Source organism: Pseudomaricurvus sp. (genome assembly GCF_965662505.1).
GTDB lineage: Bacteria > Pseudomonadota > Gammaproteobacteria > Pseudomonadales > Cellvibrionaceae > Pseudomaricurvus.
This window is the reverse complement of the sequence record NZ_CBFIHX010000074.1, coordinates 1-18,224: the sequence shown is the minus strand read 5'-3', so window position 1 is coordinate 18,224 and position 18,224 is coordinate 1. Positions and strand designations below refer to the sequence as shown.

16 protein-coding genes are annotated in these 18,224 nt (G+C 51.9%); 5 read left to right on the top strand and 11 right to left on the bottom strand.

Annotated elements, in window-relative coordinates; translation table 11 throughout:
• Positions 1–184: 184 nt before the first annotated feature.
• The 10 genes from ACTG33_RS11155 to ACTG33_RS11110 form a co-directional block, all read right to left on the bottom strand.
• Complete coding sequence (locus ACTG33_RS11155) at positions 185–1,483, bottom strand: PepSY-associated TM helix domain-containing protein (protein ID WP_439135290.1); 1,299 nt, start codon at positions 1,481–1,483, stop codon at positions 185–187.
• A gap of 141 nt (positions 1,484–1,624) precedes the next feature.
• Positions 1,625–4,063: a heavy metal translocating P-type ATPase gene (locus ACTG33_RS11150; RefSeq protein ID WP_439135289.1), complete on the bottom strand. Its 2,439-nt coding sequence runs from the start codon at positions 4,061–4,063 to the stop codon at positions 1,625–1,627.
• Entirely contained in the window at positions 4,060–4,623 is a 564-nt protein-coding gene (locus ACTG33_RS11145) for a FixH family protein (protein WP_439135288.1), read from the bottom strand. The genes ACTG33_RS11150 and ACTG33_RS11145 overlap by 4 nt, the downstream gene beginning before the upstream one ends.
• A gap of 148 nt (positions 4,624–4,771) precedes the next feature.
• Positions 4,772–6,217 (bottom strand): cytochrome c oxidase accessory protein CcoG, encoded by a 1,446-nt coding sequence (gene ccoG / locus ACTG33_RS11140; RefSeq protein ID WP_439135287.1) that lies wholly within the window; start codon positions 6,215–6,217, stop codon positions 4,772–4,774.
• 586 nt (positions 6,218–6,803) lie between these two features.
• The gene (gene ccoP, locus ACTG33_RS11135; RefSeq protein WP_439135286.1) at positions 6,804–7,703 is read right to left on the bottom strand and encodes a cytochrome-c oxidase, cbb3-type subunit III; all 900 of its coding nucleotides are present in this window, start codon (positions 7,701–7,703) and stop codon (positions 6,804–6,806) included.
• 2 nt (positions 7,704–7,705) lie between these two features.
• On the bottom strand, positions 7,706–7,903 hold the full coding sequence (locus tag ACTG33_RS11130; protein ID WP_439135285.1) for a cbb3-type cytochrome oxidase subunit 3: 198 nt from the start codon (positions 7,901–7,903) through the stop codon (positions 7,706–7,708).
• A gap of 17 nt (positions 7,904–7,920) precedes the next feature.
• Positions 7,921–8,532 (bottom strand): cytochrome-c oxidase, cbb3-type subunit II, encoded by a 612-nt coding sequence (gene ccoO, locus ACTG33_RS11125; protein WP_439135284.1) that lies wholly within the window; start codon positions 8,530–8,532, stop codon positions 7,921–7,923.
• Positions 8,533–8,544: 12 nt separating this feature from the next.
• Positions 8,545–9,987, bottom strand: a complete 1,443-nt coding sequence (gene ccoN / locus ACTG33_RS11120) for a cytochrome-c oxidase, cbb3-type subunit I (RefSeq protein WP_439135283.1) — start codon at positions 9,985–9,987, stop codon at positions 8,545–8,547.
• 328 nt (positions 9,988–10,315) lie between these two features.
• The gene (locus ACTG33_RS11115) at positions 10,316–11,539 is read right to left on the bottom strand and encodes an argininosuccinate synthase (RefSeq protein WP_439135282.1); all 1,224 of its coding nucleotides are present in this window, start codon (positions 11,537–11,539) and stop codon (positions 10,316–10,318) included.
• A gap of 242 nt (positions 11,540–11,781) precedes the next feature.
• Positions 11,782–12,816, bottom strand: a complete 1,035-nt coding sequence (locus ACTG33_RS11110; protein WP_439135281.1) for a flagellar protein MotY — start codon at positions 12,814–12,816, stop codon at positions 11,782–11,784.
• A 212-nt stretch (positions 12,817–13,028) separates the two neighbouring features.
• Between ACTG33_RS11110 and pyrC the strand changes: the two genes are divergently transcribed.
• The 3 genes from pyrC to ACTG33_RS11095 are packed head-to-tail and all read left to right on the top strand — an operon-like array spanning position 13,029 to position 15,217.
• Positions 13,029–14,072, top strand: a complete 1,044-nt coding sequence (pyrC, locus tag ACTG33_RS11105) for a dihydroorotase (protein WP_439135280.1) — start codon at positions 13,029–13,031, stop codon at positions 14,070–14,072.
• Positions 14,073–14,092: 20 nt separating this feature from the next.
• On the top strand, positions 14,093–14,755 hold the full coding sequence (gene rnt, locus ACTG33_RS11100) for a ribonuclease T (protein ID WP_439135291.1): 663 nt from the start codon (positions 14,093–14,095) through the stop codon (positions 14,753–14,755).
• Positions 14,756–14,785: 30 nt separating this feature from the next.
• Positions 14,786–15,217: a thioesterase family protein gene (locus ACTG33_RS11095; RefSeq protein ID WP_439135279.1), complete on the top strand. Its 432-nt coding sequence runs from the start codon at positions 14,786–14,788 to the stop codon at positions 15,215–15,217.
• Positions 15,218–15,320: 103 nt separating this feature from the next.
• On the opposite strand, the gene ACTG33_RS11090 is transcribed toward ACTG33_RS11095, so the two are convergent.
• On the bottom strand, positions 15,321–15,923 hold the full coding sequence (locus tag ACTG33_RS11090) for a peroxiredoxin (RefSeq protein ID WP_439135278.1): 603 nt from the start codon (positions 15,921–15,923) through the stop codon (positions 15,321–15,323).
• A gap of 465 nt (positions 15,924–16,388) precedes the next feature.
• On the opposite strand from ACTG33_RS11090, the gene ACTG33_RS11085 reads away from it, so the two are divergent.
• Positions 16,389–16,598 carry a bacterioferritin-associated ferredoxin gene (locus tag ACTG33_RS11085; protein WP_439135277.1) on the top strand — a complete coding sequence of 70 codons (210 nt, stop codon included), beginning with the start codon at positions 16,389–16,391 and terminating at the stop codon, positions 16,596–16,598.
• 303 nt (positions 16,599–16,901) lie between these two features.
• A complete protein-coding gene (locus ACTG33_RS11080) occupies positions 16,902–18,176 on the top strand; it encodes an aminotransferase class I/II-fold pyridoxal phosphate-dependent enzyme (protein WP_439135276.1) in 1,275 nt (424 codons plus the stop codon).
• Positions 18,177–18,224: the final 48 nt, after the last annotated feature.

Sequence of the window (18,224 nt, the reverse complement as noted above, 5' to 3'; positions counted from 1 at the left end):
CAGAAAGATAATGGCGATCGGGATGAGAAGATAAAGGCTTTCCACTGGATTTCCTATAGGACAAATTGTCGCAGCGCTATTCTCTCGCGTCTGCCAGCCAGCGTCCAGTATCGCAAGCTCCCCTACTGACAGCCCCTCCAGTGACGAGGCTGCCGGAATTGACATTGCCGCCGGCAGAAAAGACTTAGTGATCTGACGCCAATTTGCCGGACTGAGCCCGAGCCTCACTGACATGAGATTTACGCTCGGCGGACGTACGCGCCCGGGATTTACGCCACCAGATGATGACGCCGGTAACGCTCAACATGGCGATAATAACCCCCATGATGGAAATCAGGATACGTCCGGGCAAGCCGAGAATACGTCCCGAGTGTAGCGGGAACTGCGCCTGAACGAAGATGTCAGCCGCAGTGCCTTCCCACGGGATAAAGTCCCCTTCGTACTTACCGGTATGGCCGTCGAAGTAGAGGCCTTTATGACCAACCCCTCCAGCGCCATGACCACCCTCCGCCGTGAAGAATTCCGCCCGGTACAAGCCAAATTCACGGGCGTACCACAACGAGCCCAGCGGCTCATTCCAACCCAGGCTGGCAGCTTCTTTCTGAGCGACATCGGCAACCTGAGTGAAATTCAGTGTGGGGATAACAGGGTTATCGTGACCCGATGGCGTTCTGGAGTCGAAAGGCGTCGGTGTGACATCAGAGACTGTGGTCATCAGTGGGTAAAACACTTCCCGATACAGGTTCAGCGAGAAGGCGGTAAACGCAATGATAAACAGCAATCCCCAGGTCCACAGACTAAACGCCCGATGCAGATCGTAATTCAAACGGGCGCTACCGGCTTTAGCCCGCACTTTCCAGGCCGGAGCCCAGCGCTGCCACCAGCCTTTTTTCGCCCTATTTGGTTCCGCTCGCGCCGCACGTCTTTTCGCAAGGCGTCGCGGCAGCGTCAGGTAGAACCCGACAAAACAGTCAAACGTCCAGATGAGAGCAATAATACCCAGTAGCCAGAGTCCCCAATGATCTGTACCACCCATTTCGGGAATATGGAGGCTGTAATGCAACTTGTAGAGGAATGACATAAAAGTCTCACGGGTGATCGGCCAAACAGCCCCCCACTCCCGCTTACCGATAATCTCTCCCGATACCGGATCCATATAGACCTGATTAAAACCCGGCTCGTACAGATGGCCAGTTTCAGGGTTCACTCTGGGCTCCACCCAAAAAGACAGGGAATGCCCAGGTTCCGGGTGGAACTCAAAATAGGTTACCTGAACGTTGGGATAGGTCTCTTCAATTGTTCGCGCCAATCGAATGGGAGATTGGGATTCTCCAACACTGGTCACTTCATTGAGATGTGGGTTTAACCACTCGTCCAGTTCATGATCCCAGGAAATGATGGCGCCAGTTAGGCCAGTGATCACCAAAAACAACGCGGTGGTCAGCCCCATATAACGGTGGGCCAAAGTCATGAATGAACGCATAGGAAAAATTCTCGAAAATGAAAACCATAGGCAGCACATCAGACCACCTGATCACTTTTCAACCAAAGGCCTGTCAACTAAATGCAAATACTACGGACAGCAAAAGGTATCGTCAATCATTCTCATTACAATTACCACTTCCTAGCGGGAGGATGCACGATTGATTCTTAAAGCATTCCCTACCACCACCAGCGAACTGGCGGACATGCCAATGGCAGCAGCCCAGGGTGGAACCAATCCGGCCGCTGCCAGCGGCAAGGCCGTGACGTTGTAGCAGAGAGCCCAGAACAGGTTCTGGCGGATAATGCGACGAGTGAGAGTCGCGCACTCAAAGGCCCTTTCCAATGCCATCAAATCGCTGCCCAGCAACACGCTGTCGGCTCGGGTCTGTGCCAGATCCGTCGCGCCGCCCATGGCGACCGAGACAAAAGCGCCGCTGAGTACGGGCACATCGTTGATACCGTCACCCACCATCAGGACTTTTTCACCCTGTGCCTGCAATTGCTGAATGTAGGCCAATTTCTGATCCGGGTTTTGTCTGGCTTGCCAGTGCTGAAAGCCCAGCTCCTTAGACACTCGGGCAACCTCAGAGTCGCCATCGCCACTGAGCAGCTCTACCGACAATCCGCGCGCCTGCAGCGCAGCAATCATGGGCTTCGCACTTTCTCGCAAGCGATCCTGCAAACGAATCCAGGCCAAGGCGCCCTCGTCCCCGCCCAACAGTAACCACTGCCCTTCGACCTCCGGCGGAGATAGAGCCCTCCCCTCTTGAACAAACTCAGGTTTTCCCAGCGCATAGCGCTGTCCGTCAATATTGCCAATAACGCCTTCGCCAGTGGTCTGGCGCACCTCTGAAGCCACAATTACGGAAGAAGAGTACGGTTTAAAGGCTTGAGCAATGGGATGGGTAGAACCGGTTTCCAAAGCCGCACACACATTCAGATAGAACTGCTGCTGTTGATCGGTGAGCGGCTGACCATTCCCCCCCACCATCTCCACAACCTGGGGCGCGCCCACGGTCAATGTGCCGGTTTTATCCAAAATAACACGCTGGATTTTAGGCAGGCCTTCCAGCACATGCCCGCGAGTAATCAACAAACCATTCTGACGCAGCCAGGACACTGCGGCCGTCAACGCGGTAGGAGAAGCCAGAGAAAGGGCACAGGGACAAGTTACTACCAGAACAGACAGAGTCACCCAAAAAGCATGAGCGGGATCGATTTGCCACCAGATCAGTGCCACCAGTGCCGACACCACCAACACTGCGGCCACAAAATAGCCTGCCAGTTTATCCGCTACCGCCACCTGCGTCGGTTTATCCTGCTGAGCCTGTTCCACCAGACGTTCAATGGCGGACAAGCGTGTATTCTGCCCGGTTGCAGTCACTTCGATTTGCAGGGCACTGTCGGTGTTTAAGGTGCCCGCAATCACCGTATCGCCGACGGTCTTTTCCACCGCATCCGGTTCGCCGGTCAGTAAGGTTTCCACCACACTGCTGTGGCCGTCCAAAACACGCCCATCACAGGGCACACTGGTGCCACTGGCGACGAGTATACGATCCCCCGTCCGAACCTGCTTTAAGGGTACCGCCAGCCACTCGTCTTCATCGGATTTTCTATCTTCACCAGACTTTCTAGTAGCCGTTGCGGGAAGCAGTTGCGCCAACCGATCCGTATCAATCCCGTTGCGATGACGCGCTCGCATTTCCAGGTATCGACCCCAGAGCAGGAAAAAGGTAAACATCGAGACTGAATCAAAATAGACTTCGCCGCCTCCGAAAACGGTCGCCCAGCAGCTGGCTATATAAGCGCCGCCAATGGCCAGAGACACCGGTACATCCATCGTCAGATGTCGTGCCAGCAGCGAGCGTTTGGCTGCCGCAAAAAAAGGCTTCGCACTGAAAAACACCACCGGAGTAGCAATTAGCAGGCTAAGCCAACGCAGGTAGACCTGCCATCCTGCATCAGCCCCACTGTAAAGCGCCACGGAGACCATCCCCACCTGCATCATGCCAAATCCGGCTACAGCCAGGCGCATCAGTGCAGTGCGGTTTTCTTTTTCTCTGAGTTGTTGATGATGGTCTTCGGTTGCGGGTATCGGCTGATAACCGATATGAGACAGCTCAGCCATAATCTCGCTAAGCTTGAGTTTCTGAACATCCCAACTGACAAGACAGCGATGGGTAGTTGCGTTGACCCTGACCGACTCAACACCGGTCAACTTTCCCAAATGATGTTCGATCAACCACACACAGGCGGCACAGCTGATGCCTTCGAGAAGCAGTTGCGCCTGTTTAAGGGGAGTCGATGTGGAGGAATCTTCATAGGGATAAACAAAATCTTCCTGCACTTCAGGCAGGTCATAGACCGCAAAGTTGACACTTTGCTCGATGGGGCGGGGATTGTTATCGGTGCGATAACGATAAAAATTTTCCAGACCACCATCCACAATCGCGGAAGCTACAGCCTGACAACCCAGACAACAAAAGCGTCTGGGCTGGTCATCAATATCTACAGATAAGTGCGTATGAGGCGGTATTTCCAGCCCACAGTGGAAACAACCCTGATCCGCCGCACTCACTCATCGCCACCAAATGTCATGCTCGAACCTTTCGCCAGATCCAGCTCACCGATGATCCGCCAGTCTTCCAGATCGGGAGCCGCTGCCCCCAGCTCTGCCGTGGTGACCGGCATTGAGGTCAATCGGATATACCAGCGGTTATTCAAACGTCGTTCAAGCTCCCCCTGATAACGACCCGGAATCACTTCCTGCAGCACAATAAAGGTATCATGATCCGCCTCAAACGGGTGATCAAAATACAGCTCCAGCTTTTCGGGAAATGCATAATCCGCGTCGATAGAAGAGATAGTCAGGATGACATCCCCCACCTCTTGATCCACACGCAGAGTGCCGGTCAGACCCAGCTCACGCGCATGCCGATCCTGATCAACCCGCTGATTGATCATACGGCCTTCTTTGTAGTAATTATCCAGCACCGTATCGTCGGCACCTTTGACAATCACAGTCAGAAAAGGCACCCAGATGGCCATGATAATCAGCAGAGGCGCAAAAACAAACCAGGCCCAGAACTGCTTGTACCAGGGACCATCGTCTTTACCATCCAAATTCTTTTCAGTCATAACTTTTTTACTTCAGTCGCGGTCAGTACGTATCCGGGACTTGGGGCACAAGTCCGGCGGGGCGCCATTCTAGCATTGACTGCCCCAACCTGACGATTTCCGAACCGAACTTTACGCTTCACCTGAATACACGATCAGGTGAAGAGCATCACTCATCCACATGGGGACCAATAAAGGTCGTCTTCTCACGAGCGGTGATGGCTTTATTATCCTTGGCCGTGACAATGATGTGGATGTTATTTTTCGAGGATGTCAGCTGATCCTTCGGCACGGAGACTCGCACTGGCATAGTAAAGATCTCCCCCTCTACCAGCTCCATGGCCCGGTATCCCCGGATTCGGAAATCAGCATCACCTTCAACTTCGATATCATAGCTGTGAGAATGACGATCCATGTTATTGATTTTCACGGTGTACACATTTTGCACCTGATCATTGGACAAACGATACATGCGAGTGCCTCGATCACGAATCACGTCCACCGATACCGGCTCACGGGTTTCCACGGTGTACACAAAAGCAGACATCATCACGATAACCGCAGCTACATAGCCGAACAAACGAGGGCGTAAGAATTTTGTCTTGCCATTCTCCAACTCATCTTCCGAGGTATAGCGAATCAAACCACGTTCATAGCCCATTTTATCCATGACCTGATTACAGGCATCAACACATAGGCCACAGTTAATACAGTCATACTGCAAACCATCCCGAATATCGATGTTCACTGGACAGACCTGCACACACCAGGAACAATCAATACAGTCCCCTTTACCGGCGGCTTTGTAGTCTTCGTTTGGCTTACGTGGCCCCCGGCTTTCACCACGACTTCTGTCGTAATGCACTGCAAGCGTGTCGGTGTCGTACATCACCGACTGGAAACGAGCGTAAGGACACATGTATTTACACACCTGCTCACGCAGCCAGCCGGCATTCATGTAGGTCATGAAGGTGAAAAACAGCGTCCAGAAAGCCGCCACAGGACTGACAGAGAAGGTGACAAAACCGCTATCCGCAATCGAGGGCCAGAACCCCATCAACAGTTCCCGTATCGGGGTAAAATATCCGACAAAAGTGGCCCCGGTGATAAAGGCAATCAACACCCACAGAAAGTGCTTACTCCCTTTACGTGCCACCTTCTCGACACTCCAGGCCTGCTTGTCCAGCTTCATCATCTTGTTGCGGTCACCCTCGCAAAAGTGTTCCGCCCAGATAAACATCAGCGTCCACACTGTTTGCGGACAGGTAAATCCACACCAGACACGCCCTACCAGTACTGTCACGGTAAATAAGGTAAAGGCCGCAATGATTAATAACCAGGCCAGCAACATGCCGTCCTGCGGCCAAAAGGTCATCCACAGGATGTGAAATTTTCGGGCCGGCAAATCAAACAACATGGCTGGGCGATCATCGATCACCAGCCAGGGCATCAACAGAAAGCCCACAATTAAGGGCAAGCCGGTGTAGCGACGAATACTCTGATAAAAACCGGAAATTTTACGGGTATAGATTCGCCCGTCCGATTCATACAGCTTGCGGTAGCGGACTTCTTCGCTGCCTGCCTGTTCTTCTACGGCGGGGATTTTCTCGCCCATTCTCTGCGTCTCCTTAGATATCATAGAGCGATATCACCAATGAAGGCAGCTCAAGACATGCCTACATTGTCCTCAGACTCTGCGGTCTTTTATGAGGTGGCTAATAATCACATAGCGGCTTAAATGAAATCGAGCCTAAACGACCTGATCCTCTTAAACCATGGCCTTTCATTAACAATACACCCAGCATAGCATTGCCTGCGGCCAGACTTCTTAATCAGGATCAAAAACCCAGTAGTTTAAAAAGTCGCTTCTGACCTGTTAATGGGTCTGCAATGCTTTCCAGAACTCCGGCAACACATTCCGTAAACTCTTCAAACTGAGGAAAAGCGGTTGCGCGTATAACGCCTGTAACAAAACAAAACGTCTGTAACAAAAGTGGCGCCAGCTTAATGCAGATTATCTATACGTCAAAATCCGAAAATGCATTTTGACTTAACTGTAAAAACGTTTATCAACTGGAGCATGCTCCGTATCTGTGGATATCACCATCCGGCAACTTCCCGGGCATAACATCTGCACACAACGTTCACACACAAAAAAGCCCCGATGACGGGGCTTTTTTGCTCTTCAAGACAACAAAGAATTACTCTTCATCTTGAGACAGGCTATAAACGTATGCCGCTAACAGGTGAATCTTGTCTTCACGCAGCTTATCTTTTTGCGCTGGCATCACATTAGCGCGACCGTTACGGATTGAGTGACGGATACCTTGCGGTGTACCTTCATACAGCCAAATATTGTCTGTGAGGTTTGGTGCACCCAGATCGTGACTGCCCTTCCCATCAGCGCCGTGACAAACTGCGCAGTTCTGAGCAAACACTTTTTGACCGGTTTCTGCCAGAGCAGTATCGTGATCTTGACCAGACATCTGCAACACATACTCAGCAGTCGCCTTCACGTTCGCTTCACCAATCACAGGACCCCATGGCGGCATAGCACCGTTGCGTCCATTAGCAATGGTCTGTTGAATGGTTTCTGGCTCACCACCGTACAACCAGTCGTTATCGGTCAGATTTGGGAAGCCGTAATTGCCGCCACCATCAGCACCGTGACAAACGGCACAGTTGTTGGCAAACAAACGAACACCCATCTTCAGAGCACGAGGGTCCTGAGCGACCTCTTCAATTGGCATGGTTGCGTACTGGGAAAAACTCTCGCCATAAGCTTCTTGCGCTTTCTGCTGCTCACGCTCCAGCTGATTGATCGAAGTCCAACCCAACACACCCTTCCAGTTACCCATGCCCGGATAAGCAATCAGGTAAACGATGGTGAAAATGAAGGTACCGATGAATAGATAGAACCACCACTTCGGCAGAGGGTTATCGTACTCCTCAATACCGTCGTAAACGTGGCCAGTGGTTGCGTTCTCAGGCTCGGCGTCATCACTGACAGCAACCTTTCGGTTTGCCATTAACACCCAAAACAGCAGCACCAAGTTAACAGTGGTCAGAACGATGATCCACAAACTCCAGAAAGTACTCATAATCAATCCTGTTTTTTCTTGTCATCCCCGGAAGCTTTTTTGGAGCTTTCGAGGTTGTTGATCTCATCATCACTGAATGGCAGATTCGCAGCGTCATCAAATTTCTTTTTGCGACTGGGAGAAAATGCCCACCAGCACACCCCGATAAAGGCGATAAACACCAGTACGGTCGACAAGCTGCGGAAATCATTAATATCCATGATGGAGCCTCAAACTTTTAACGTTTCTGCTGGAGCAACGTACCCAGCTGCTGCAAGTAAGCCACCAGGGCGTCCATCTCGGTCACACCTTTCACAGCCTCTTCCGCGCCGGCAATATCCTCATCGGTGTAAGGAACGCCCACAGAGCGCAAAGCAGCCATCTTCTTACCGGTGTCTTTACCGTCCAGAACATTATCAAACAACCATGGGAACTCCGGCATGTTGGATTCTGGAACTACGTTACGCGGATTGTACAAGTGGGCTTTGTGCCACTCATCCGAGTAGCGTCCACCAACACGAGCCAAATCAGGCCCAGTACGCTTGGAACCCCACAGGAACGGGTGATCATAAACAGACTCACCAGCTACTGAGTAGTGACCATAACGCTCAACCTCAGCACGCAGCGGGCGAATCATCTGCGTGTGACACACGTGACAACCTTCACGGATGTAGATGTCACGGCCTTCCAGCTCCACAGCATCCCAGGGCTCTAAGCCGGCAACAGGCTCAGTGGTTTCCTTGAGGAAAAACTGAGGCACGATCTCAACCAGGCCACCGAAGCTGATCGCGACCACGACCAGCACTACCATCAGGCCAATATTCTTTTCTACTATGTCATGATTTTTCACAGTCGCTTCTCCTTAGGCCGTTTGCGGCTGCGCATCGGTAGCTTCATCTTCAGACGAAGCCATGGTTCTGTAAGTGTTGTAAGCCATCAGCAGCATACCTGTCAGGAAGAAGGCACCACCAATTGCACGCACGAGATAACCGTGGTGACTGGCCGCTACCGCTTCAGCAAAGCTGTAGGTCAGGGTGCCGTCGGAGTTGAAAGCACGCCACATCAAACCTTGCATGATGCCGTTCACCCACATTGCAGCGATGTACAGAACCGTACCAATCGTCGCCAGCCAGAAGTGGGTATTAATCAGCTTCACGCTCCACATGGTTTTGCGACCACTCAGGATGGGTAACAGGTGATAAATAGCACCAATAGAAATCATCGCCACCCAGCCCAATGCGCCGGAATGCACGTGACCAACAGTCCAATCGGTGTTGTGAGACAGAGCGTTAACAGTCTTGATTGCCATCATCGGACCTTCAAAGGTCGACATGCCATAGAAAGACAGAGAAACCACCAGGAAGCGCAAAGTCGGATCAGTACGCAGCTTATGCCAGGCTCCTGACAAAGTCATGATACCGTTGATCATGCCACCCCAGGACGGTGCCAACAGGATCAGAGACATCACCATACCCAGACTCTGGGTCCAATCTGGCAGTGCAGAATAATGCAGGTGGTGAGATCCAGCCCAGATGTACAGACTGATCAGTGCCCAGAAGTGAACAATAGTCAGCTGGTAAGAATAAACTGGACGGCCCGCCTGCTTCGGTACGAAGTAGTACATCATGCCCAGGAAGCCTGCCGTCAGGTAGAAACCTACCGCATTGTGACCGTACCACCACTGAATCATGGCATCCATGGCACCGGAGTACATGGAGTAAGACTTGGTTAAAGTAACCGGTACCGCCATGCTGTTCACAACGTGAAGCAGCGCAATGGTAATGATGAAAGCACCGTAGAACCAGTTCGCCACGTAGATGTGGGAAGTGGTGCGCTTCACGATAGTACCGAAGAACACGATGGCGTAAGACACCCACACCAGCGTAATCAGGATATCAATCGGCCATTCCAGCTCGGCGTACTCTTTAGCAGAGGTCATGCCCAACGGCAGAGAGATCACCGCAAGAACAATCACCAGTTGCCAGCCCCAGAAAGTAAATGGCACGAGGAACCCGCCAAATAAAGGCGCACGGCAGGTTCTCTGTACAACGTAATAGGAAGTAGCAAACAGGGCACAACCACCAAATGCGAAGATTACCGCATTGGTATGCAGTGGGCGCAGACGACCGAAGTGCGTATACGGTTGCAAAATGTTGTTCAACTCCGGCCAGACAAGCTGGGAAGCAATCAGCACACCGACAGCCATCCCAACCACGCCCCAAACGACGGTCATAATGGCAAATTGGCGTACTATATTGTAGTCATATGCAGGCTGCTCTCCAGCCGCTGCCAGGTTACTACTCATAGTGACAATCCTAATTGGTTTTGATTTAGTAAGGAGGTTAATTTCTCGCCAGGCCCCGACATCGTTTGGCAAGCCAAGCATCCTGCCTGTCTTCTATAGGGATGAGTTTGATGTCAATCAAATGCATCCCTAATAGCGCTATTCAGTGTCGACAAAACTCTTCAAAGTGTAGGCTATTGAGCGATTTTTGCGCTCAAAGCAGCCTGAAGATATCTATCACAATATTCAGGGGCCTTTCTGTTAAACGACTATTTCAGCTGTTAAACGACTATTTCAGCTGTTAAACGACTATTTCAGCTGTTAAACGACTATTTCAGCTGTTCAACGATTACTTGAGATCCCGACCTTTGCCAGCCGCAATCCGCAAGCGCAAAGCATTTAGCTTAATAAAGCCTGCAGCATCTTTCTGGTCATAGGCACCGGCATCGTCTTCAAAAGTCGCAACTTTCTCGTCAAACAGGCTATCTTCAGAACGACGTCCTACAGCAGTCACAGAGCCTTTATAAAGCTTCACGCGTACATCGCCGTTTACTGACTTCTGAGATTCATCAATAGCGGCCTGCAGCATTTTACGCTCAGGGCTCCACCAGTAACCGTTGTACACCATTTTGGCGTATTTCGGCATCAGCTCGTCTTTCAAATGCGCCGCTTCGCGATCCAGAGTCAGGGATTCAATGGCACGGTGAGCTTTCATCATTACAGTACCGGCCGGAGTTTCGTAACAGCCGCGGGACTTCATGCCCACGTAACGGTTCTCAACAATATCGAGACGACCGACGCCATTTTCACCGGCAACCTTATTCAGATACTCCATTACAGTGGCAGGACTCATGGCCTCACCATCGATAGCGACAATATCGCCTTTTTCGTAGGTCAGAACCAGATAAGTAGGTTTATCAGGTGCTTCTTCCGGAGCTACGGTCCAGCGCCACATTTCAGGATCTTCCGCTTCCCACCACGGATCTTCCAGGTTACCGCCTTCGTAGGAGATATGAAGCAGATTGGCGTCCATGGAATATGGGGATTTTTTCTTGCTGCTGGCGAAGTCCACAGGAATTTGGCGATCTTCACAGTACTTCATCAAGGTCTCGCGGGAAGTCAGATCCCACTCGCGCCAGGGAGCAATCACCTGAATGCCAGGCATCAAAGCATAAGCACCCAGCTCGAAACGCACCTGATCATTACCCTTACCGGTCGCGCCGTGAGAAATGGCATCAGCACCCGTTTCGCGGGCAATTTCAATCAGACGCTTGGCGATCAGCGGACGCGCAATGGATGTTCCCAGCAGGTACTCGCCTTCATAGATGGCATTGGCACGGAACATTGGGAAAACGAAGTCACGGGCAAACTCTTCGCGCAAGTCATCAATATAGATTTCTTTCACGCCCATAGCCTGAGCTTTGGCACGCGCAGGCTCTACTTCTTCACCCTGTCCGATGTCTGCAGTAAACGTCACAACTTCACAGTTATAAGTTTCCTGCAGCCATTTGACAATCACAGAGGTATCCAAACCTCCAGAATAGGCCAATACGACTTTATTCACGGACGACATATACATCTCCCACGCAATCACGGTGTCTTTTGTGTTTCCTGTCAGAAGGTCAGAAACACAGGAAATTTTGGGCGCGAATTGTAGCCCTAATCGCCCACAAAGCCCAGCTAAATGCAGGGGTATTCATGCTAAACCAAGGGACTATTGAGTGGAATTGTAGTTTGCCACCTGCTTTTTGCGCAAATGATGAACAGTTTGAAGAGAGTTCAACCGGACGGTACAAACTAGAGAAACGCCAAGCGCTATAGAGATGAGACTGATGCCAGAGAAGGCTCACCTGACTCACCTGCCTTTTCTGGACTCTTGTCTAGGCTTTTGCCTGGACTTTTGTCAGCCGGACCGGGAGCATCCTGTTCCTCCATTTGCACCTCTGGAGCTACCGTCTCGACATACCCCACTTTTTCGATGCGAATAGTTACCCTGCGATTTTGATCCCGACCTTTGGCACTGCGATTGGTTGCGACAGGATAGCGCTCCCCATGCCACCGACTGGTGATTTTTTCAGCAGAGACTCCCCGCTCAACCAACAGAGCGACCACCGCTTCGGCCCGTCGCTGGGATAATTCGAGGTTGTCGCTGCGATGACCCGCGCTGTCTGTGTGCCCATCGACATAAAAAGATCCCACACTGTCATCGGCGTTAACGTACACGGCAATATTATCCAGCTTGGTGATTTCGTCCGCTTTCAGCGCATCACTGCCACTGGGGAAATAAATGGCTGTACGGCGAATCTGCTCAAAATTCACGGGCAGAAGCTTCACCAGACAGTCTCGATACTTTTGATAGGCCTGTCGGAAATTCACCGGGCTCAACACCACCTGAGCAGACTCATCGGCGCCATACCAGGGCATCCGGGTAAAGGACACTTCCTGTCCCGCAAACAATTCCGTCAGCAAACGCTCAAAAACAGCCCCCGTCACCGTCACAGGCCGCTCCCCCTGCGTAATGGTGACCCAACCCATTTCACGGGGCTGAGCACTGGGTTTCCAGACGGGCGGATTGGATACCAGAGCCGCCTTACCAGATTTCATTCTCGGCGTTTGGGGAATCAACTGAAATTCAGCACTCTCGCCCGCCTGCTGACCAAAGACGGCATAGCCGTAGTAAGGGATTTCGTGACTCATGCGACAATCGTAGATGGAACTGTCCACTAACCAGCTGGAATCATCCAGCCCGGCCTGAAACGCGCCCGCAGCCGAGACGACCGGCGACAGGACCACCAGCATCCACACCGCAACCCATCGCGTCACACCGAGAAAATCTCCACACCCACTCATGCCTGGCCATCCGAATTCAAGTAACCCATGTTATCCTAGGCTATCGGCTTCCGAAGCCTGTGCTTTAACGCCGTTTTTCGGTAGGATGCGCCACCAACTTTAAGCAGCCGCTGTGAGCCACAGCCTTTGATACAACTGCTTCCCGGCGCTTTGGAAGATATTTAAGCCATTTCGCTACCTATTTAGCCCGTTTTGCCTGTCAGGAGCCCTTCATGACCCAGAACCAATCCACGATCACCATTCTGCGTCCCGATGATTGGCACATCCACCTGCGAGACGGGGATGCCCTGCAAAGCACCGTGCCGGATGCCGCCAAAACCTTTGGCCGCGCCATTATTATGCCTAACCTGGTGCCGCCGGTAATGAATGCTGAGCAAGCCCTGGAATACAAAGCCCGCATCCAGGCTCATAGCCCGAAGGATGCAGACTTTGACCCTCTGATGGTCATCTACCTGACGGACAACACCACCCCCGAGCAAATCGCCGAGGCGAAAGAAGCCGGCGTCGTCGCCTGCAAACTCTACCCCGCAGGAGCCACCACCAACTCCGACTCGGGCGTGACCGATCTGAAAAACCTTTACCCCGCTCTGGAAGCCATGCAAAAACATGACATACGCTTTCTGATGCACGGTGAAGTGACCGACAGCGACATCGACATCTTCGATCGTGAAAAGGTGTTTATCGACCGCACCCTGGTGAACCTGGAAAGCCAGTTCCCAGAACTAAAAATGGTGCTGGAACACATCACCACCAAAGACGCCGCAGAATTTGTCGCCTCCGCCAGCGACCACGTGGCCGCGACCATTACGGCTCACCACCTGTTATTCAACCGCAATCACATGCTGGCTGGCGGGATTCGGCCACACTATTACTGCCTGCCGATTCTGAAACGCAACATCCATCAAGAAGCCTTGATTCAAGCCGCCACCAGCGGCAGCCCCAAGTTTTTCCTGGGCACCGATTCTGCGCCGCACACCCGCGACAAGAAAGAAGCGGCCTGCGGTTGCGCCGGCGCCTACACAGCCTTCCACGGCATCGAACTGTACGCGCAGGCCTTCGACAACGCGAACGCCCTGGACAAGCTGGAAAACTTCGCCAGCTGCTTTGGTGCAGACTTTTACGGTTTGCCTCGCAACAGCGACACCATTACTCTGTCTAAAACCGACTGGCAGGTGCCTGAAACCCTCCCTCTGGGCGACGACATCCTTGCACCGCTGCTTGCCGGCGAAACCATCCACTGGAAGCGCACCGCTTAAGGACTCTCTCTGTGACCATTCTGGAACCCGTTGTCGAAGCAGATGCCGACACCACCAAGTCCCCACTGGCCCAGCGCTTTCGCGGCTTTTTGCCTGTCATCGTGGATGTTGAAACCGGCGGTTTCAACAGCGATACCGACGCCCTGCTGGAAGTGGCCGCCGTCACCCTGCGCATGGACGACGAAGGCCTGCTGCATCGCCATGAAACCTTCGACTTCCACATCGACCCGTTTGAAGGCGCCAACATCGAGCAGTCGGCGCTGGACTTTACTGGCATCGATCTGGAATGTCCTGAACGCCCCGCCATGCCAGAAATGATGGCATTGCCGGAGCTGTTTCAGCACATCCGCAAAGCCGTTAAAGAACACGGCTGTACCCGCGCTGTAATGGTGGCGCACAATGCTCACTTTGATCTTGGCTTCGTCAACGCTGCCGCCAATCGCTGCGAAATCAAACGCAATCCGTTTCATCCGTTCAGCTGCTTTGACACTGCAACTCTGAGTGGCCTCGCCTTTGGTCAGACAGTACTGGCAAAGACGTGCCAAATAGCCGGGATCGAGTTTTCCAACAGCGAAGCGCACACCGCCGCTTACGATGCCGAAAAAACCGCTGACCTGTTTTGTCTGATTGTGAATCGCTGGCAGGAGCTGGGCGGCTGGCCCCTAATCGATCCAGCCAGCTGATCAATCCCGACCACGCCAACGAGGTACCCCATGGCACGTGTCACACTGGAATTACCGGAAAACTTTATCTACAAAACCCGTATGCAGGTGCGCTACACCGACCTGAACACCGGCGGCCACGTGGGTAATGATCAGATGATTTCGTTGATTTCATCAGCGCGCTACAGTTTTTTTCAGCACCTGAACGTCAATCTTGAAAACATCGACCAGCACCGGGTGGTCGTCACGGACCTGGTAACCTCCTACCGTGCCGAGAGCTTTGCGGAAGAGCACCTGAATTTTGAACTGGGATTTATGGACTTCAACAAGTACGGCGCCGATATTATATTTCGCGTCACCAAAGACGATGGCACCTTGGTCACACTGGCCAAGACCGGCTTTGTCTTTATGAATCAGGACAACAAGGTTGCTCCCATCCCCCAGGGATTCCTCCAGCTGTTACCCGACAGTATCCGCCCCTGACACTGCACTTAAACATAACGGCTACCAACTCCAGAGCAGCAAAACCTGCAGACATAAAAAAACCACCCGAAGGTGGTTTTTTTATGTGCTCGACGCGCTGCTATTACAGCTTGTCAGCATTCTCGCTCAGGTAAGCAGCAACACCGTCTGGGGATGCGTCCATACCTTTGTCACCTTCTTTCCAGCCAGCAGGACACACTTCACCGTGCTCCTGGTGGAAAGCCAGTGCGTCAACCATACGCAGCATCTCGTCAACGTTGCGGCCCAGAGGCAGATCGTTAACAACCTGATGACGTACCAGACCGTCTTCATCAATCAGGAAAGAACCACGGAAAGCAACACCGTCTTGATGCTCAACGTCGTAGGCCTGACAGATTTCGTGCTTGGTATCAGCAACCAGGGTGTAACGAACAGGACCGATACCACCTTCGTTAACTGGGGTGTTACGCCATGCGTTATGGCTGAACTGTGAATCGATAGAAACACCGATCACTTCGACGTTACGCTTTTGAAACTCTTCAATGCGGTGGTCAAATGCCAACAGCTCTGAAGGGCATACAAAGGTAAAGTCCAGCGGGTAGAAAAATACAACCGCTTTTTTGCCTTTGATGGCATCAGACAAAGTGTATGCATCAACGATCTCGCCACTGCCCAATACAGCTGCTGCGGTAAAGTCTGGTGCTGGCTTATTAACTAATACGCCCATAATAAATCTCCCTTCATTTAAGAGTGTTGCAGATACGGTAAGTAACCTTAGCAGCAGTCAGAAAAACTGCTACTGAATAAATCCGGCCAGAGAGTAAATGGTGCCGTTCACGTGGAATTCAACACCTCAGGATGGAGAAAGTGCCAACTCCCAATCTATGAAGAGCCAATCTATCAATAGCTGTTAGCTATAATACACAGCGCATAGTCTGTGTCCCATTAATTTTTTATATCGTTCTCATTACAGGCCTGACTCTTTGCCTCCCATTTCAAAGCTGATCACCCCTGCACCAAGTCGGACACACTCCAATCAGACAAAACTTAATACGAAGCGGTCTCAAATGTTGTTGACAACAATTCTCGTTAGCACTAAGATTGAATCATTGGCGGACACCTATAGTCTGACCGAATACAACGAACACCCTGATAGCCCGCACAACCCGTGCTTAACAGTGAGTTTAACGCTATGTACGTTTGTCTCTGTAAAGGTATTACCGATAATCAAATCAAAGACGCTGTCTTTGGTGGCGCCTCCAGCTTGCGTGAAGTTCGCAAACAGCTCGGGGTCATGAGCCAGTGCGGTAAATGCGGCATCATGACCAAGCAGATTGTTGAAGAAACCCTGTCTACTCCTACCGTTCAGGAGCAGGAAAACCTGTTTTATGCGGTCAACTGATCTTTAGGTTCTAACATACCTCCAGGCTCTAACATACCTTTAGTTTCTAACAGATATTTAAGCCCAGTTGACCCCTTTCAAGCCTAATCTTCTCCCTCCATTGTTTTCTACATTTACCGCACCTTCCTAATTGCAACGCCCTCATTCTTTAGCATTAACCCCTACCACTCAGTTCTATCCGTCTTTGCTACCCTCCAATCAAGCGAAAAGCTTTTTCTATCGTTGATAGAAGCTGTATAATTTGCGCCGTTTTCTGTCCGTCAGGGCCCTTTCTGGGACTGGCTCACTTTGAGGAATATAACCTTGCAATTGGATCAAGCTACTCCAGAACAACTTCGTCAATGGGAAGCAGAACTGACCACAAGTTATCAGGAACTGCAAAATCTCTCTCTCAACCTGGACCTTACCCGCGGCAAGCCGTCCGCTGAGCAGTTGAGCCTTTCCGACAAATTGGACGGCATTCTGAATGGCAATTACAAGGCCTCCGACGGCACCGATGTACGTAACTACGGTGGTCTGGATGGTATTGAGGACGCCAAACAACTGGGTGCTCGCATTCTTCAAGTGGCTTCTAACGAAGTGCTGGCTGGTGGCAACAGCAGTTTGACCCTGATGTTTCAGGCGGCTTCTTTTGCCTACGAGTTCGGCCTCAACGGGGCTGATAGCGCCTGGAAGAATCTGAGTGAACCCAAGTTCATTTGTCCGGTTCCCGGCTACGATCGCCACTATTCAGTCTGCGAGCAGCTGGGCATCAAAATGATTACCGTGCCCATGCTGTCTACCGGGCCTGACATGGACAAAGTTGAAGCCCTTATCAAAGCTGATTCACAAATTGTCGGCATGTGGTGCGTGCCCAAGTACTCTAACCCTACCGGTGTGGTGTACAGCGACGAGACTGTGAGCCGTATCGCTCAACTGGGCAAGATTGCCAACTCTGCATTCCGTGTTTTCTGGGACAACGCCTATGCGGTGCATGATCTGGTGGAAAATCCGCCAGCACTGGCCAATATCGCTGACGCCTGCCGTCAGCATGGCACCGAAGACAGTGTTCTTCAGTTTGCCTCGACGTCCAAGATCACCCATGCCGGCGCCGGCGTTGCCTTTATGAGTGGATCAACAAGCAACCTGGCCGGCTTCAAAAGCGCACTGGGCACTTGCACCATCGGCCCCGATAAAATCAATCAGTTGCGTCATGGTCTGTTTCTGTCCGATGACGCGGCGCTGTCAGCTCACATGAAAAAGCACGCAGAAATCATTCAGCCGCGCTTTAACTGTGTACTGGAAAACCTGGAAAATGCGTTTGCCGGCACAGGCCTGGGCACCTGGGAGACTCCGGTCGGCGGATATTTCATCTCGTTTGACACTCAGCCTGGCTGCGCGCAAGCCGTGGTGAAACTGGCCGCTGAAGCCGGGGTTAAGCTAACCCCTGCCGGAGCCACGTTCCCTTATGGCAACGACCCGGAAGATCGCAACATCCGTCTGGCTCCCACAGTTCCAAGTGTCGATGAAGTGGATCAAGCCATGAAGGTCTTTGAAGTGTGTGTAAAACTGGCGTCTGTAAAAGCCAAACTCGCGTAAATTCACCTGTACTGGTTATCGGCAATTCCGGTAATTGTCACGGTGAGC

What these genes read in the sequence shown, in the direction of transcription:
- ACTG33_RS11155 (WP_439135290.1), bottom strand. Translation starts at nt 1,483, where the DNA reads ATGCGTTCATTCATGACTTTGGCCCACCGTTATATGGGGCTGACCACC.
- ACTG33_RS11145 (WP_439135288.1), bottom strand. Translation starts at nt 4,623, where the DNA reads ATGACTGAAAAGAATTTGGATGGTAAAGACGATGGTCCCTGGTACAAG.
- ccoG (WP_439135287.1), bottom strand. Translation starts at nt 6,217, where the DNA reads ATGGGCGAGAAAATCCCCGCCGTAGAAGAACAGGCAGGCAGCGAAGAA.
- ccoP (WP_439135286.1), bottom strand. Translation starts at nt 7,703, where the DNA reads ATGAGTACTTTCTGGAGTTTGTGGATCATCGTTCTGACCACTGTTAAC.
- ACTG33_RS11130 (WP_439135285.1), bottom strand. Translation starts at nt 7,903, where the DNA reads ATGGATATTAATGATTTCCGCAGCTTGTCGACCGTACTGGTGTTTATC.
- ccoN (WP_439135283.1), bottom strand. Translation starts at nt 9,987, where the DNA reads ATGAGTAGTAACCTGGCAGCGGCTGGAGAGCAGCCTGCATATGACTAC.
- ACTG33_RS11115 (WP_439135282.1), bottom strand. Translation starts at nt 11,539, where the DNA reads ATGTCGTCCGTGAATAAAGTCGTATTGGCCTATTCTGGAGGTTTGGAT.
- ACTG33_RS11110 (WP_439135281.1), bottom strand. Translation starts at nt 12,816, where the DNA reads ATGAGTGGGTGTGGAGATTTTCTCGGTGTGACGCGATGGGTTGCGGTG.
- pyrC (WP_439135280.1), top strand. Translation starts at nt 13,029, where the DNA reads ATGACCCAGAACCAATCCACGATCACCATTCTGCGTCCCGATGATTGG.
- ACTG33_RS11095 (WP_439135279.1), top strand. Translation starts at nt 14,786, where the DNA reads ATGGCACGTGTCACACTGGAATTACCGGAAAACTTTATCTACAAAACC.
- ACTG33_RS11090 (WP_439135278.1), bottom strand. Translation starts at nt 15,923, where the DNA reads ATGGGCGTATTAGTTAATAAGCCAGCACCAGACTTTACCGCAGCAGCT.
- ACTG33_RS11085 (WP_439135277.1), top strand. Translation starts at nt 16,389, where the DNA reads ATGTACGTTTGTCTCTGTAAAGGTATTACCGATAATCAAATCAAAGAC.